Raw genomic sequence first — 16,873 nt, 5'->3', positions numbered from 1 at the left:
ACCAGTGGATAGGATTAATCTTAATATTTATTAAAGTAAATAAGAACTCTCGCTGTGTTTTTAAGAATAGCCTTTAAGGCTGCAAGGATTATATCGCTTATTTACCCGATAGAAAATAAACGGAATGGCAATAAGTGATTTTTATGATTTTTCCAGAAAAAAGGCCGCTTGCGCGGCCTTATCTTTAGAGATGTATCAATGATGCTCTACTGAGTGGCTATGCTCAATATCTTCATTTTTGCGGCTAAAGCGGCGGCGTACCACCACAAAGAACACCGGAACAAAGAAGATCGCCAACACGGTTGCCGTCACCATCCCACCCATTACGCCAGTACCAACGGCGTTCTGCGCACCGGAGCCTGCGCCGGAGCTGATGACCAGCGGCATTATGCCCAGAATAAAGGCCAGTGACGTCATCAGGATTGGACGTAAACGCATGCGTACTGCGTCCAGCGTCGCCTCTATCAGACCTTTACCCTCTTTATCCATCAAGTCTTTGGCGAATTCGACGATAAGTATCGCGTTCTTCGCCGACAACCCAATGGTTGTAAGCAGGCCTACCTGGAAGTAAACGTCGTTGGTCAGGCCGCGGAACGTTGCTGCCAGCAATGCACCGATAACACCTAGTGGTACAACCAGCATTACGGAGAACGGAATTGACCAGCTCTCGTACAACGCTGCCAGACACAAGAATACGACGATCAGTGAAATGGCATACAGGGCAGGAGCCTGGTTGCCGGACAGTCGTTCCTGGTAGGACATACCGGTCCAGTCATAACCGATACCGGATGGCAGTTTGCTGGCCAGTTGCTCCATCATCGCCATGGCTTCACCGGTACTTTTACCCGGAGCGGCCTGGCCTAAGATTTCCATGGAAGGCAAACCGTTATAGCGTTCCAGACGCGGCGAACCGTATTCCCAACGTGAGGTTGAGAAGGCGGAGAACGGTACCATCTGTCCATCGCTACCGCGGACATACCAGTTGCCAATATCTTCTGGCAACATACGGTATTTCGCTTCAGACATGACGTAAACTTTCTTCACACGACCACGGTCGATGAAGTCATTCACGTAGCTTCCGCCCCATGCTGCACCCAGCGTTGTATTAATATCACTAATGGAAACGCCCAGAGCCTGCGCTTTTTCCTGATCGATATCGATCTTGAACTGCGGCGTATCTTCCAGACCGTTAGGACGAACACCGACCAACAGATCAGGATGCTTCGCGACTTCACCAAACAGTTGGTTACGCGCCTGAGTCAGCTTCTCATGGCCCAGACCCGCCTGGTCAATCAACTGGAAGTCAAAACCGGTTGCGGTCCCTAACTCCACAATCGCTGGCAGGTTAAAGGCAAAGACCATCGCGTCTTTAATCTGCGAGAATGCGCCCATTGCACGCTGAGTAATCGCTTCAACCTTGTTCTCTTCGCCAGGACGTTCACTCCAGTCTTTCAGAGAAACGAACGCGATGCCGGTGTTCTGACCACGACCAGCAAAACCGAAACCGTTAACGGCAAACACCGATTCAACGTTCGCTTTTTCCTTGGTCAGGTAGTAATCCGTCATTTCGTCCAGTACCTTCTGGGTACGCTCTTGCGTCGCACCCGCTGGCAGCTGAGCCATAGACAGGAATACCCCCTGGTCTTCATCTGGCAGGAACGAACTTGGCAGACGAACGAACAGATAGGCCATGCCCACAACGATAATCAGATACAGCGCCAGATAACGACCGGTGCTGCGCAGAATACCGCCCACGCTATCGGTATAATGATGCGTGCTCTTATCGAACATGCGGTTAAACCAGCCGAAGAAGCCTTTTTTGCCTTCTCCGTGATCGCCTTTAGCAATCGGTTTGAGCATGGTCGCACACAGGGCAGGGGTCAGAATCAATGCCACCAGTACAGACAGCGCCATCGCGGAAACAATGGTGATGGAGAACTGACGGTAAATTGCACCGGTCGACCCCCCGAAGAACGCCATTGGGATAAATACCGCTGACAGCACCATCGCGATACCCACCAATGCGCCCTGAATCTGGCCCATCGATTTTCGCGTTGCTTCCTTCGGCGGTAGTCCTTCCTCAGCCATTACACGTTCAACGTTCTCGACCACCACGATGGCGTCATCCACCAGCAGGCCGATGGCGAGCACCATCCCGAACATCGTCAGGGTATTTATTGAGAAGCCGAAAATCGCCAGGACGGCAAATGTACCCAAGAGTACCACCGGCACGGCGATAGTCGGAATCAGCGTCGCGCGGAAGTTCTGCAGGAACAGATACATTACCAGGAACACGAGGATGATTGCTTCTGCCAGCGTTTTCACAACTTCGTGAATAGAAATTTTCACGAACGGCGTGGTGTCATACGGGTAAACGATCTTCAGACCTGACGGGAAGAACGGCTCCATCTTCTTCAGTTCTTCGCGGATAGCGTTTGCGGTGTCCAGGGCGTTAGCACCTGTTGCCAGCTTGATACCCAGACCGGATGCCGGTTTACCGTTGAACTTCGCAATGATGTCGTAGTTCTCACCGCCCAGTTCCACTTTCGCTACGTCACGCAGACGAACCTGGGAACCATCCTGATTCACTTTCAGCAGGATTTTGCCGAACTCATCAGCGGAGGTCAGACGGGTTTGCGCAATGATCGATGCGTTAAGCTGCTGACCTTTCACCGGCGGCGTACCACCTAACTGACCGGCTGCAACCTGGGCGTTCTGCGCTTTGATGGCGCTGATTACATCAACCGGTGTCAGCTGGAAGTTGTTCAGTTTGTTCGGATCCATCCAGATACGCATCGCATACTGAGAACCAAACAGCTGAACGTCGCCCACGCCTGAAGTACGGCTAATGGCATCCTTCATGTTGGCGCCAACGTAGTCGGAAATATCCTCCTGCGTCATGGTGCCGTTGGTGTTGATAACACCGACAACCATCAGGAAGCTGCTGGATGACTTCTCAACGCTAACCCCTTGCTGCTGTACTTCCTGAGGCAGCAACGGCATGGCCAGCTGCAGTTTGTTCTGCACCTGTACCTGTGCGATATCCGCATCAGTACCAGACTGGAAGGTCAGGGTGATCTGCACGGTACCCGTGGAGTCACTGTTTGAGGACATGTACATCAGGTTATCGATACCGTTCATATTCTGTTCGATAACCTGCGTAACAGTATCCTGTACTGTTTTGGCATCAGCGCCAGGATAGGTCGCGGAGATCGTCACTGCTGGCGGTGCAATAGTCGGATATTGCGCTACCGGCAATTTGAGGATCGCGAGCCCCCCTGCCAACATGATGATAATGGCGATCACCCACGCAAATATTGGGCGATCGATAAAGAAATTAGGCATGTCTTAACGGCTCCTGTTTAAGTTAAGACTTGGACTGTTCAGGCTGGCTACCGCTTTGGCCTTGCTGGTTGTTATCAGCGGTGATTTCCTGCGCTTTTACCTGCGCGCCAGGACGTACTTTCTGCAGCCCAGTAACAATCACGCGGTCGCCCGGCTTAAGTCCATCAGTGACTAACCATTTGTCGCCAATCGCTTGTGCGGCGACAATTTGACGAGTTTCAACTTTGTTGTCTGCACCGATAACCAATGCACTGGCATCGCCACGCGGTGTGCGGGTAACGCCTTGCTGTGGAACCAATAATGCAGTTGGGTTAATCCCTTCTTCCAGACGTGCGCGGACGAACATACCCGGCAGTAAGGTATGATCCGGGTTCGGGAAAATTGCGCGTAACGTAATCGACCCAGTGGTTTGATCTACCGTCACATCAGAAAATTCCAGCGTACCGGACTGCGGGTATTTAATGCCGTCATTGGTCACCAGTTCGACTTTCGCTTTACCGTTTTCTTGCTTCAGCGTGCCGTTGGCCAGCTCTTGTTTCAGGCGCAGGAAGTCGTTGCTTGACTGCGTCACGTCTACATAGATGGGATCCAACTGCTGAACGGTCGCCAGTGCGGTCGCCTGACCGTTTTGCACCAGAGCGCCTTCCGTAACGGATGATTTACCAATGCGACCGCTGATCGGTGACGTCACTTTGGTGTAAGCCAGATTGATGCGTGCAGTTTCTACCGCGGCTTTCGCGGCAACAACGGCGGCGTTTGCCTGCTGTGCGTCAGCCAACGCGCTATCGTAGTCCTGTTGGCTGATGTACTTAGTACCCAACAGTTTCTGATAACGTTTCACCGTCAGTTGAGCAATGTTTGCTGCGGCTTGTGCTTTAGCCAGATCGCCTTTTGCACTTTCATAAGCGGCCTGGTAAGTAGCAGGATCAATCTGATAGAGAGATACACCCGCTTCGATGTCACCACCTTCCGTGAAATTACGTTTCAGGATAATCCCGCTAACCTGAGGACGAACTTCAGCAATACGAAACGCACTGGTGCGACCCGGAAGTTCGGTTGTGATCTGTAGAGGTTCAGTTTTGAGCGTAACAACTCCAACCTCTGGCATTTGCTGGCCCCCTTGTTGGGCCTGTTTGTCGTCACATCCTGTTAGCGCTAAGCTGCCTGAGAGCATCAGAACGACTGCCAGAGGCGTTAACCCTCTGTTTTTGTTCATATGTAAACCTCGAGTGTCCGATTTCAAATTGATCAATGGCTTAAAGCCCATAAACCCATTGCTGCGTTTATATTATCGTCGTGCTATGGTACATACATTCACAAATGTATGTAAATCTAACGCCTGTAAATTCACTGACCTATGGCACGAAAAACCAAACAACAAGCACAGGAAACACGACAACACATTCTTGATGTCGCTCTGCGTATGTTTTCGCAACAAGGGGTCTCATCCACCTCGCTGGCTGAGATCGCAAAAGCCGCTGGTGTGACGCGCGGTGCAATCTATTGGCATTTCAAAAACAAATCGGATTTATTCAGTGAAATCTGGGAGCTAGCAAAACCTAACATTGATGAGTTAGAGACTGAGTATCAGGCAAAATTCCCTGACGATCCACTATCAGTATTAAGAGAAATTTTAATTTACGTTCTTGAAACTACCGTGACAGAAGAACGCCGACGTTTATTGATGGAGATTATATTCCACAAATGCGAATTTGTCGGGGAAATAGCATCAGTTCAGTTAGTCGAACGTAGCCTGTGTCTGGAAAACTATGACCGTATAGAAAAAACGTTACGCCACTGTATGGATGTCAACATGTTGCCGGAAAACCTGAACACACGTCGTGTAGCGGTGTTAATGCGTAGCTATATTTCCGGGATCATGGAGAACTGGTTATTTGCTCCCGAATCGTTTGATCTGAAGAATGAGGCTCGTCAGTACGTGGCGGTGCTGCTGGAGATGTGTCTGCTTTGCCCAAGCTTGCGCCTGCAGGCAGGAGAGACAAGCTAGTTTGCCATTCTGCACCAGGAATTCTCCTGGTCGTTTTGCCTGCTGCTATTCTGCCGGTCACAGCCGTGATATTCTTGCCGCTTGACTATTTCCGGTCACTTTCCCGGTTCAGAAACATTCATTCTCATGACTATGTTGCAGCTCTATAAACGTTCACAGCATGTAATTGCTATTAGCATACTTTTCTTCATTCTATTGTTATCCTGCCAGTCATCTGCATTTGCGCGGGCGCAACAGAGTGGTGAACTGCCGACGAAAGCAGATATTCAGAGCCAACTGGACGCACTGAGTAAACAAAAAGATCTCTCCGCGCAGGATAAGCTGGTCCAACAGGATCTCATCGATACTATCGCCACGCTGGATAAAATCGATCGCGTGAAAGATGAGACCGTACAGCTTCGCCAGAAAGTGGCCCAGGCGCCGGAGAAAATGCGCCAGGCGACGGATGCGCTAAATTCGCTCAGCGATGTCGACAATGACGACGAAACGCGAAAAACGCTGAGCACGCTTTCCTTACGACAGCTTGAGTCACGCGTCGCGCAGGTGCTCGATGACCTGCAAAGCTCGCAAAACGATCTGGCCACGTATAACAGCCAGCTGGTGTCGCTCCAGACTCAGCCAGAGCGCGTACAAAATGCGATGTACACCGCGTCGCAGCAGATGCAGCAAATCCGCAACCGACTTGATGGCACTAATGTAGGCGAAGGTGCTTTACGCCCCAGCCAGCAGGTGCTGTTACAGGCGCAGCAGGCGCTGCTGAATGCGCAGATCGACCAACAGCGTAAGAGCCTTGAAGGTAATACGATTTTGCAAGATACCTTGCAAAAACAACGTGATTACGTGACGGCGAACAGTAACCGCCTTGAGCATCAGCTCCAGCTCCTGCAGGAAGCGGTGAACAGCAAGCGACTGACGTTAACCGAAAAAACGGCGCAGGAAGCAGTCACGCCGGATGAAGCCGAGCGTATTCAGTCCAATCCGTTAGTGAAGCAGGAGCTTGATGTTAACCATCAGCTCAGCCAGCGTCTGATTGCCGCGACCGAAAACGGCAACAGCCTGATGCAGCAAAATATCAAAGTCAAAAACTGGCTTGACCGCGCGCTGCAATCCGAACGCAACATTAAAGAACAGATCGCCGTTCTGAAAGGCAGTCTGCTGCTGTCGCGTATTCTGTATCAGCAACAACAAACGCTGCCGTCGGCGGATGAACTTGCCGATATGACCAACCGGATCGCCGACTTGCGTCTGGAGCAGTTCGAGGTCAACCAGCAGCGCGACGCGCTGTTCCAGAATGATGCGTTTGTCGCCAAACTGGAAGAAGGGCACAGCAACGAAGTTAACGGCGAAGTCCATGATGCCTTACTGCAGGTTGTGGATATGCGTCGTGAACTGTTGGATCAGCTCAATAAGCAACTGGGCAACCAGCTGATGATGGCGATTAATCTGCAAATTAACCAGCAGCAGTTAATGAGCGTGTCGAAAAACCTGAAAGGGATCCTCACGCAGCAGATTTTCTGGGTTAACAGTAACCGTCCGATGGACTGGGACTGGATCAAAGCTTTCCCGCAAACGCTTAAAGACCAGTTTAAGTCGATGAAAATCACGGTGAACTGGGAAAAAGCGTGGCCCGCAGTATTTATTGCGTTCCTGGCGGGATTGCCGCTGCTGCTCATTGCCGGGTTAATCCGCTGGCGTCTGAAATGGTTGAAAGAGTATCAGGCGAAATTAGCCGCTGCGGTGGGTAACCTGCGTAATGACAGTCAGCTCAACACGCCAAAAGCGATTCTGATCGATCTCATCAGAGCCTTGCCGGCGTGCCTGATTATCCTTGCGGTAGGTCTGATTCTGCTTACCATGCAGTTGAATATCAGCGACCTACTGTGGGCGTTCAGTAAGAAGATGACAGTCTTCTGGCTGGTGTTTGGTTTGTGCTGGAAGGTGCTGGAAAAAGATGGCGTGGCAATTCGTCATTTTGGTATGCCAGCAAAACAAACTAGCCATTGGCGCCGCCAAATCGTGCGTATTAGCCTGGCGCTGTTGCCGCTTAATTTTTGGTCGGTCATTGCTGAACTGTCACCGCTCAATCTGATGGACGATGTGCTGGGTCAGGTGGTGATTTTCCTCAACCTGCTGCTGATCGCCTTCCTGGTATGGCCAATGTGCCGCGAAAGCTGGCGTGATAAAGAGTCGCATGGTCTGCGTCTGGTGACGATTACCGTGCTGTCTATTATCCCGATAGCATTAATGGTGCTGACGGCGACCGGCTATTTCTACACCACGCTGCGTCTGGCGGGACGCTGGATTGAAACGGTTTATCTGGTCATTCTCTGGAACCTGCTGTACCAGACCGTGTTGCGTGGGTTGAGCGTCGCGGCACGACGTATCGCCTGGCGTCGTGCGCTGGCGCGTCGTCAGAACCTGGTGAAAGAAGGAGCGGAAGGTGCCGAACCGCAGGAAGAACCGACCATCGCGCTTGAGCAGGTTAACCAGCAAACGCTGCGTATAACTATGCTGGTGATGGTTGCCCTGTTTGGTGTCTTGTTCTGGGCCATTTGGTCTGATTTGATCACCGTGTTCAGCTATCTCGACAGCATTACGCTCTGGCATTACAACGGTACCGAAGCGGGTGCGGCAGTGGTGAAAGACGTCACCATGGGTAGCCTGCTGTTTGCGATTATTGCCTCAATGGTCGCGTGGGCGCTGATCCGTAACTTACCCGGCCTGTTGGAAGTGCTGGTGCTCTCGCGACTGAAGATGCGTCAGGGCGCTTCGTATGCGATCACCACGATCCTTAACTACGCGATCATCGCCATCGGCGCGATGACGGTCTTCGGATCGCTCGGTGTTTCGTGGGATAAGCTACAGTGGCTGGCAGCAGCCCTGTCGGTTGGTCTTGGTTTTGGTTTGCAGGAAATCTTCGGTAACTTTGTTTCGGGTCTGATTATTCTGTTTGAACGCCCGGTCCGCATCGGCGATACCGTGACTATCGGTACGTTCTCAGGAACGGTCAGCAAGATCCGTATCCGTGCCACCACCATTACCGACTTCGATCGCAAAGAGGTGATCATCCCGAACAAAGCCTTTGTGACGGAGCGTTTGATCAACTGGTCGCTTTCCGATACCACCACGCGTCTGGTAATCCGCATCGGCGTGGCCTACGGTTCGGATCTGGACAAAGTGAAGAAAGTGCTGCTGCAGGCGGCGATGGAACACCCGAAAGTGATGCACGATCCGGAGCCTGCTGTGTTCTTTACCGCCTTCGGCGCCAGCACGCTGGATCATGAACTGCGTTTATACGTGCGTGAACTGCGCGATCGTAGTCACACGGTTGATGAACTGAACCGTGCGGTCGATCGTTTGTGCCGTGAAAACGACATTGATATCGCCTTTAACCAGCTTGAAGTGCACCTGCACAACGCGAAGGGCGACACCGTGACCGAGGTTAAGCGTGACATCATTAAAGGTGATGATCCGACGCCTTCGGTAGGTTAATAGAAAAACTCATCAGGCCTGCGAGCTTCGATTCATTCGTAGGCCTGGTAAGTGCAACGCTATCAGGCATTTCAGCTATAGCGCGTTTTTTGAAGAAGAGAGCTGTTTCTTTTCGTAATCCCGTTTAACAATCTCCAGCGCCTTCAGTACGGTTTCAGGTGCAACCTGATTTTCCTCAAGTAAAACAATCAAATCGACGGCCAGTTTGACCTCGTCCGGGGCGTTCTCTAATGACATAAATTCTCCGGGGATTAACGGGTTAAACGCGCCAACACGTTTTCTATTCTTGCCAGAGCATGACGGCAGCGCGCCAGTCGCGCCTCGAATGCTTCTACTTCACGATGAAGTTTTTGCTGTTCTGCAAAGCCGGTAGCCTGAGCCAGACGCTCTTTGCGTTCACGCGTCATTTCAACCAGACGGCGTTCAAACTCCTGATGTTGGACCCGCTTGCGCTGCCAGCGCGCCAGACCTGGAGATGCGCTGTCCCACTCGCGTAGCGACCAACTGGCAGTTTCACGTGAAATCGCCTCTAACTGTGAGGCAAGGTGTTCCGCAAGCCAGGTGATTTGTGGTAGTTGTTGCTGCTCAACGGCGCGACGTAGGGCAGTAAGATTATCGTCAGCTTCATCCAGGCAGGCCTGCAGCAATGTGCTGCGCGTGTGAAACAGATGCCTGTCAAAGCGGGCGCTAAGCGTTGTGTGGTGCGCCAGCGGAGCACAACGCTGTCGCAGGCGGTTAAGCTGGTTTTCGAGCGTCTGTAACAGCATGGCGGTTTTCACAACAACACTCCGATGAAAATGAGAACTGTTATGCTAAAGTAGCGATTCTCTGTGCTAAGTACTGATATTATGCAACGCATTATTCTAATCATCATTGGCTGGATAGCGGTAGTGCTAGGTACGCTGGGCGTAGTATTGCCTCTGTTGCCGACGACGCCGTTTATACTGCTGGCCGCCTGGTGTTTTGCCCGCTCATCGCCGCGTTTTCACGACTGGTTGCTTTACCGTTCGTGGTTCGGCGGGTATCTGCGTCACTGGCAAAAACATCGCGCGATGCCGCCGGGAGCAAAACCGCGCGCTATTTTGTTGATTCTGGTGACGTTTGCTATTTCCCTCTGGCTGGTCAATATGATGTGGGTACGCGGCCTGCTGCTGGTTATTCTCGCCTGTTTACTGATTTTTATGTGGCGGATCCCGGTGATTGATGAAAAACAACAAAAGCAGTAAAGCGCAATAATCGCTGTTGCAATTGTCTCTCGCAGCCAGTAAATTCGACCGTTTTCGAGCACAGGCGCAGATGGTCAAAGGTTAACCAAGTGTAACCTTGGCCCTAATATAGACACAAAATCATTCAAGATACGTCGAGGATGAAGTGTATAGTGCGCCGTGAAGTAATACTGTATTAATCAGGCACAAACTTATGACCGCGACTGCACAGCAGCTTGAGTTTCTCAAAAATAGCATCAAAAGCATCCACGACTACCCAAAACCGGGCATTCTTTTCCGTGATGTCACCAGTTTACTGGAAGATCCGAAAGCCTACGCCCTCAGCATTGAATTGCTGGTTGAGCGCTACAAAAATGCGGGGATCACTAAAGTGGTTGGCACCGAAGCGCGTGGCTTCCTGTTTGGCGCGCCGGTAGCGTTGGGGCTGGGCGTCGGCTTTGTTCCGGTACGCAAACCGCGTAAGCTTCCGCGTGAAGTTATTGCTGAGACCTATGAGCTGGAGTACGGCACCGATCAGCTGGAAATCCACGTTGATGCCATCAAACCGGGTGATAAAGTCCTGGTTGTGGACGATCTTCTGGCAACTGGCGGCACGATTGAAGCGACCGTGAAGCTGATCCGCCGCCTGGGTGGCGAAGTGACCGATGCTGCCTTTATCATTAACCTGTTTGATCTGGGCGGCGAGCAGCGTCTGGAAAAGCAGGGGCTGACCTGTTATAGCCTGGTTCCATTCCCGGGCCACTAATTTAGGGCTATCTTTTTTGCCATTTTGGCCCCGGTCAGTGCTCGAAATCCTCACGTACTGCGTGTACGCTCCGGTTTCTGTGCGCTGCCCGAAACCAAACTGACTGCAACGATAACGCCCGAATATAACGTGTCAACCTCGCCGTTGCTGCGAGGTTGTGTTAGCATTACCCTCCTGTGAATCCACCCTCCAGCCTTTCAGAGCCTGCCAATGAGTTATCAGGTCTTAGCCCGAAAATGGCGCCCACAAACCTTTGCTGACGTCGTCGGCCAGGAACATGTGCTGACGGCACTGGCGAACGGCTTGTCGTTAGGGCGTATTCATCATGCTTATTTGTTTTCCGGTACCCGTGGCGTCGGAAAAACCTCTATCGCCCGCTTGCTGGCGAAGGGATTAAACTGTGAAACTGGCATCACCGCTACGCCGTGCGGCGTGTGCGATAACTGCCGGGAAATTGAGCAGGGGCGTTTTGTCGATTTGATTGAAATCGATGCCGCCTCACGCACTAAAGTCGAAGATACTCGCGATCTGCTGGATAACGTTCAGTATGCGCCCGCGCGCGGGCGCTTTAAGGTCTATTTGATCGACGAAGTGCACATGCTGTCGCGCCACAGTTTTAACGCCTTGCTGAAAACGCTCGAAGAGCCGCCCGCGCACGTCAAATTCCTGCTGGCGACCACCGATCCGCAGAAGCTGCCGGTGACCATCCTGTCGCGCTGTCTGCAATTCCATCTTAAAGCGCTGGATGTCGAACAGATTCGCTATCAGCTTGAGCATATTCTCAAAGAAGAGCATATCGCCCATGAACCGCGTGCGCTGCAACTGCTGGCTCGCGCCGCGGACGGCAGCCTGCGCGATGCGCTAAGCCTGACCGATCAGGCGATTGCCAGCGGCGATGGTCAGGTCTCGACCGACGCGGTCAGCACCATGCTCGGCACGCTGGACGACGACCAGGCGCTCTCGCTTGTTGAAGCGGTTGTGGCTGCGGACGGCGAACGCGTGATGACGCTGGTGAACGACGCTGCCGCGCGTGGTATCGAATGGGAAGCGCTGCTGGTTGAGATGTCGGCTTTGCTGCATCGTATTGCCATGGTTCAGCTTTCACCTGCTGCGCTCGGTAGCGATATGGCCGCCATTGAACAGCGTATGCGTGAACTGGCGCGAATTGTACCGCCTACCGATGTGCAGCTTTACTACCAGACCCTGTTAATCGGGCGCAAAGAACTGCCGTATGCGCCGGACAGGCGAATGGGCGTCGAAATGACGCTGCTGCGTGCGCTGGCTTTTCATCCGCGCATGCCACTCCCGGAACCTGAAGTCCCGCGCCAGTCGTTTGCCCCGGTCGCACCCACAGCGGTAATGACCCCGACGCAGGTGCCACAGCAGCAACCTGCGCCAGCGCAACAGCAACAGAATGTGCCGCTTTCCGATGCCACCAGTCAGGTGCTGGCGGCGCGCAGTCAACTGCAACGTGCTCAGGGAGCAACCAAAGCAAAAAAGAGTGAACCGGCAGCCGCTTCCCGCGCGCGGCCGGTGAATAATGCTGCGCTGGAAAGACTGGCTTCGGTGTCGGAACGTGTTCAGGCGCGTCCGGCAGTCTCTGCGCTGGAAAAAGCACCGGCGAAGAAAGAAGCGTATCGCTGGAAAGCGACCAATCCTGTTGCAGAAGTCAAAGAAGTCGTCGCCACGCCGAAAGCGCTGAAAAAAGCGCTTGAGCATGAAAAAACGCCGGAACTGGCGGCAAAGCTTGCGGCTGAAGCCATTGAACGCGACCCGTGGGCTGCCCAGGTGAGCCAGCTCTCGCTGCCTAAACTGGTGGAGCAGGTGGCGCTTAATGCCTGGAAAGAAGAGAATGGCAACGTGGTTTGCCTGCACCTGCGTTCCACGCAGCGACACCTTAATTCCAGCGGCGCGCAGCAAAAACTGGCCGAAGCACTGAGTTCCTTAACGGGGTCAACGGTTGAATTGACCATCGTTGAAGATGATAATCCTGCGGTGCGCACGCCGCTGGAGTGGCGTCAGGCCATTTATGAAGAGAAGCTCGCGCAGGCGCGTGAGTCGATTATTGCGGATAATAACATCCAGACGCTGCGTCGTTTTTTCGATGCGGAGCTGGACGAAGAGAGTATTCGCCCCATTTGATCGTCAGCCTAATGGTTTGACGGTCGTCATCCCTTAACGTGATTGAGAGAGAAGCCTATGTTTGGTAAAGGCGGTCTGGGTAACCTGATGAAACAGGCCCAGCAGATGCAAGAAAAAATGCAGCAGATGCAGGAAGAAGTCGCCAAGCTGGAAGTGACCGGCGAATCTGGCGCGGGTCTGGTAAAAGTGACCATCAACGGCGCGCATAACTGCCGTCGCGTGGAGATCGATCCAAGCCTGCTGGAAGACGACAAAGAGATGCTGGAAGACCTGGTTGCTGCGGCATTCAACGACGCGGCGCGTCGCATTGAAGAGACGCAGAAAGAGAAGATGGCCTCTGTTTCTTCCGGAATGCAGCTGCCGCCTGGCTTTAAGATGCCGTTCTGATGCAAACCAGCCCGCTGTTAACTCAGCTTATGGAAGCACTGCGCTGTCTGCCGGGCGTTGGCCCGAAGTCGGCGCAGCGCATGGCGTTCACGCTGCTTCAGCGCGATCGCAGCGGCGGGATGCGTCTGGCGCAGGCGTTAACGAAGGCGATGTCGGAAATCGGCCACTGTGCCGATTGCCGCACCTTCACAGAGCAGGACGTCTGCAACATCTGTTCGAACCCGCGTCGCCAGGAAAACGGTCAGATTTGCGTGGTGGAGAGTCCGGCGGACATCTACGCCATTGAGCAAACCGGGCAATTTTCCGGACGTTACTTCGTGCTGATGGGACACCTGTCGCCGCTGGACGGTATCGGGCCTGATGATATCGGGCTGGATCGTCTTGAACAGCGACTGGCGTCTGAGCAAATCAACGAACTGATTCTGGCGACCAATCCCACGGTCGAAGGAGAGGCGACCGCCAACTATATTGCTGAGCTTTGCATGCAATATGGCGTTGAAGCCAGCCGTATCGCCCATGGCGTTCCGGTAGGCGGCGAGCTGGAAATGGTCGATGGCACCACGCTGTCGCACTCTCTGGCAGGACGACACAAGATTAAATTCTGAACAAACGGAGGCCGCGACGGCGGCTTCCGCTTGAAATCCTTCCCGCTTGTCCCCATTTCACCCTCAACGTGTTTTTACCATTGAATATGGCATTGTTGAGGTAGATCTACATGAAAGGACAAGAAACTCGTGGTTTTCAGTCAGAAGTAAAACAGCTTCTGCACCTGATGATCCATTCTCTGTATTCCAATAAAGAAATCTTCCTGCGTGAGCTTATCTCTAACGCCTCGGATGCGGCAGACAAGCTGCGTTTCCGCGCACTGTCTAACCCGGACCTGTATGAAGGTGACGGTGAGCTGCGTGTGCGTGTTTCCTTCGATAAAGATAAGCGTACGTTGACCATTGCCGATAACGGCGTGGGGATGAATCGTGATGACGTTATCGATCATCTGGGGACCATTGCGAAATCCGGCACCAAATCTTTCCTCGAATCCATGGGCTCCGATCAGGCGAAAGACAGCCAGTTGATTGGTCAGTTCGGGGTTGGTTTCTACTCTGCCTTCATCGTGGCGGACAAAGTCACCGTGCGTACCCGTGCTGCGGGTGATAAGCCGGAAAACGGCGTTTTCTGGGAGTCCGCGGGCGAGGGTGAGTACACCGTTGCTGATATTACCAAAGAAGACCGTGGTACCGAAATTACTCTGCATCTGCGTGAAGGCGAAGACGAGTTCCTCGATGACTGGCGCGTACGTTCCATCATCAGCAAATATTCCGACCATATTGCGCTGCCGGTAGAGATCGAAAAATCCGAAGAGAAAGACGGCGAGACCGTGGTTTCCTGGGAAAAAATCAACAAGGCACAGGCGCTGTGGACGCGTAACAAGTCGGAAATCAAAGACGACGAGTACAACGAATTCTACAAGCACATCGCCCACGACTTCACTGACCCGCTGACCTGGAGCCACAACCGTGTGGAAGGTAAGCAGGAGTACACCAGCCTGCTGTATATCCCGTCGCAGGCGCCGTGGGATATGTGGAACCGCGATCACAAGCATGGTCTGAAACTGTACGTCCAGCGTGTCTTCATCATGGACGATGCCGAGCAGTTCATGCCGAACTACCTGCGCTTTGTCCGCGGTCTGATAGATTCTAACGATCTGCCGCTGAACGTTTCTCGCGAGATCCTGCAGGACAGCACCGTCACTCGTAACCTGCGCAGCGCGCTGACCAAACGCGTACTGCAGATGCTGGAAAAACTGGCGAAAGACGACGCGGAAAAATACCAGACCTTCTGGAAGCAGTTCGGCCTGGTGCTGAAAGAAGGCCCGGCGGAAGACCACGCCAACCAGGAAACGATCGCTAAACTGATGCGCTTCGCGTCTACGCACACTGACTCCTCCGCGCAAACCGTGTCGCTGGAAGATTACGTGTCGCGAATGAAAGAAGGGCAGGAGAAAATCTACTACATCACTGCAGACAGCTATGCGGCGGCGAAGAGCAGCCCGCACCTGGAACTGCTGCGTAAGAAAGGCATCGAAGTGCTGCTGCTTTCTGACCGCATCGATGAGTGGATGATGAACTACCTGACCGAGTTCGACGGTAAGGCATTCCAGTCCGTTGCTAAAGCTGACGAGTCCATCGACAAGCTGGCGGATGAAGTTGACGAATCGGCAAAAGAAGCGGAAAAAGCGCTGACGCCGTTCGTTGAGCGTGTGAAAACCCTGTTGGGTGACCGCGTGAAAGAAGTGCGTCTGACTCACCGTCTGACCGACACGCCAGCCATCGTTACCACCGATGCGGATGAAATGAGCACCCAGATGGCGAAACTGTTTGCCGCTGCGGGCCAGGCCGTACCGGAAGTGAAATATATCTTTGAACTGAACCCGGACCACGTGCTGGTAAAACGCACGGCGGATACTCAGGACGAAGCACAGTTCAAAGAGTGGGTTGAGCTGCTGCTGGATCAGGCGCTGTTTGCCGAGCGCGGCACGCTGGAAGACCCGAACCAGTTCATTCGTCGTATGAACCAGTTGCTGGTATCCTGATACCTGTAATGTAATGCCGGATGGCGCTAACGCTTATCCGGCCTACAACATCTTTTTGATCGTAGGCCGGATAAGGTGTTTACACCGCCATCCGGCAATTTCTTTCCTTATTTTCAATTTTCCCGCCATTAACCGTTTCAGCGCAGACTACCTTCCTTGAGCCAATTGCGTGATGGTGGTATCGTTTAGCGCTTTTTAAAAAATATCGACAACCTTTAAGGGGATTTTCGTAATGCGTATCATTCTGCTTGGCGCTCCGGGCGCGGGTAAAGGAACTCAGGCTCAGTTCATCATGGAGAAGTATGGTATTCCGCAAATCTCCACCGGTGATATGCTGCGTGCCGCCGTGAAATCTGGCTCCGAGCTGGGCAAACAAGCGAAAGACATCATGGACGCCGGTAAGCTGGTGACTGATGAGCTGGTGATCGCGCTGGTAAAAGAGCGTATTGCTCAGGAAGACTGCCGTAATGGTTTCCTGCTTGATGGCTTCCCGCGTACTATTCCGCAGGCAGACGCCATGAAAGAAGCGGGCATCAACGTGGACTACGTTCTGGAGTTTGACGTACCTGACGAACTGATCGTTGACCGTATCGTCGGTCGCCGCGTACACGCTGCTTCTGGCCGCGTTTACCACATCAAATTCAACCCGCCTAAGGTTGAAGGCAAAGACGACGTGACCGGCGAAGAGCTGACCACCCGTAAAGACGATCAGGAAGAGACCGTACGTAAGCGCCTGGTGGAATACCATCAGATGACCGCACCGCTGATTGGCTACTACTCTAAAGAAGCGCAGGCGGGTAACACCAAATACGCGAAAGTTGATGGCACTCAGGCAGTTGCTGACGTGCGCGCAGCGCTGGAAAAAATCCTCGGCTAATTTTTTCGCGTAATAAACCTCTTATCAGGTCTGCCATTATCTCGTAGGCCTGATAAGCGCA

Annotated in this window: 13 protein-coding genes and 1 other annotated feature; of the genes, 9 read left to right on the top strand and 4 right to left on the bottom strand. The window is 52.9% G+C overall.

Annotation, left to right across the window (positions count from 1 at the left end; all coding sequences use genetic code 11):
• Window positions 1-195: 195 nt before the first annotated feature.
• Together acrB and acrA are read right to left on the bottom strand one after the other, a co-directional pair.
• The gene (gene acrB, locus SK39_RS05585; RefSeq protein ID WP_048216755.1) at window positions 196-3,345 is read right to left on the bottom strand and encodes an efflux RND transporter permease AcrB; all 3,150 of its coding nucleotides are present in this window, start codon (window positions 3,343-3,345) and stop codon (window positions 196-198) included.
• 22 nt (window positions 3,346-3,367) lie between these two features.
• Complete coding sequence (acrA, locus tag SK39_RS05580; protein ID WP_003835922.1) at window positions 3,368-4,561, bottom strand: multidrug efflux RND transporter periplasmic adaptor subunit AcrA; 1,194 nt, start codon at window positions 4,559-4,561, stop codon at window positions 3,368-3,370.
• A 141-nt stretch (window positions 4,562-4,702) separates the two neighbouring features.
• On the opposite strand from acrA, the gene acrR reads away from it, so the two are divergent.
• Window positions 4,703-5,353, top strand: coding sequence for a multidrug efflux transporter transcriptional repressor AcrR (gene acrR, locus SK39_RS05575; protein WP_003021744.1), 651 nt, complete (start codon window positions 4,703-4,705; stop codon window positions 5,351-5,353).
• Window positions 5,354-5,479: 126 nt separating this feature from the next.
• Complete coding sequence (mscK, locus tag SK39_RS05570; RefSeq protein ID WP_003835917.1) at window positions 5,480-8,845, top strand: mechanosensitive channel MscK; 3,366 nt, start codon at window positions 5,480-5,482, stop codon at window positions 8,843-8,845.
• 75 nt (window positions 8,846-8,920) lie between these two features.
• On the opposite strand, the gene rsmS is transcribed toward mscK, so the two are convergent.
• A complete protein-coding gene (gene rsmS / locus SK39_RS25435) occupies window positions 8,921-9,082 on the bottom strand; it encodes a pleiotropic regulatory protein RsmS (protein WP_003021750.1) in 162 nt (53 codons plus the stop codon).
• 14 nt (window positions 9,083-9,096) lie between these two features.
• A complete protein-coding gene (gene priC, locus SK39_RS05565; RefSeq protein WP_003021753.1) occupies window positions 9,097-9,624 on the bottom strand; it encodes a primosomal replication protein N'' in 528 nt (175 codons plus the stop codon).
• A gap of 69 nt (window positions 9,625-9,693) precedes the next feature.
• Here priC and SK39_RS05560 point away from each other — a divergent pair, with 69 nt between their 5' ends.
• The 7 genes from SK39_RS05560 to adk all read left to right on the top strand — a co-directional run bounded on the left by SK39_RS05560 (window position 9,694) and on the right by adk (window position 16,812).
• Window positions 9,694-10,071, top strand: coding sequence for a DUF454 family protein (locus SK39_RS05560; RefSeq protein WP_003847534.1), 378 nt, complete (start codon window positions 9,694-9,696; stop codon window positions 10,069-10,071).
• Between the two features lie 193 nt (window positions 10,072-10,264).
• A complete protein-coding gene (apt, locus tag SK39_RS05555) occupies window positions 10,265-10,816 on the top strand; it encodes an adenine phosphoribosyltransferase (RefSeq protein WP_003021759.1) in 552 nt (183 codons plus the stop codon).
• Between the two features lie 210 nt (window positions 10,817-11,026).
• Window positions 11,027-12,958, top strand: a complete 1,932-nt coding sequence (gene dnaX / locus SK39_RS05550) for a DNA polymerase III subunit gamma/tau (RefSeq protein WP_048216754.1) — start codon at window positions 11,027-11,029, stop codon at window positions 12,956-12,958.
• Window positions 12,291-12,355: a sequence feature (DnaX frameshifting element), on the top strand. It overlaps the preceding gene by 65 nt.
• A 57-nt stretch (window positions 12,959-13,015) precedes the next feature.
• The gene (locus tag SK39_RS05545; RefSeq protein ID WP_003021764.1) at window positions 13,016-13,345 is read left to right on the top strand and encodes a YbaB/EbfC family nucleoid-associated protein; all 330 of its coding nucleotides are present in this window, start codon (window positions 13,016-13,018) and stop codon (window positions 13,343-13,345) included.
• Complete coding sequence (recR, locus tag SK39_RS05540; protein WP_003021767.1) at window positions 13,345-13,950, top strand: recombination mediator RecR; 606 nt, start codon at window positions 13,345-13,347, stop codon at window positions 13,948-13,950. Before SK39_RS05545 ends, recR begins: the two co-directional genes overlap by 1 nt.
• A 110-nt stretch (window positions 13,951-14,060) precedes the next feature.
• Window positions 14,061-15,935, top strand: coding sequence for a molecular chaperone HtpG (htpG, locus tag SK39_RS05535; RefSeq protein ID WP_003021770.1), 1,875 nt, complete (start codon window positions 14,061-14,063; stop codon window positions 15,933-15,935).
• A 232-nt stretch (window positions 15,936-16,167) separates the two neighbouring features.
• On the top strand, window positions 16,168-16,812 hold the full coding sequence (gene adk, locus SK39_RS05530; RefSeq protein WP_003021773.1) for an adenylate kinase: 645 nt from the start codon (window positions 16,168-16,170) through the stop codon (window positions 16,810-16,812).
• The last annotated feature ends 61 nt before the right edge of the window (window positions 16,813-16,873 follow it).

Source organism: Citrobacter sp. BIDMC107, from assembly GCF_001037575.1.
GTDB lineage: Bacteria > Pseudomonadota > Gammaproteobacteria > Enterobacterales > Enterobacteriaceae > Citrobacter > Citrobacter freundii.
Note: the sequence above shows the minus strand (reverse complement) of the source record. Positions and strands in the feature narration are given on the sequence as shown.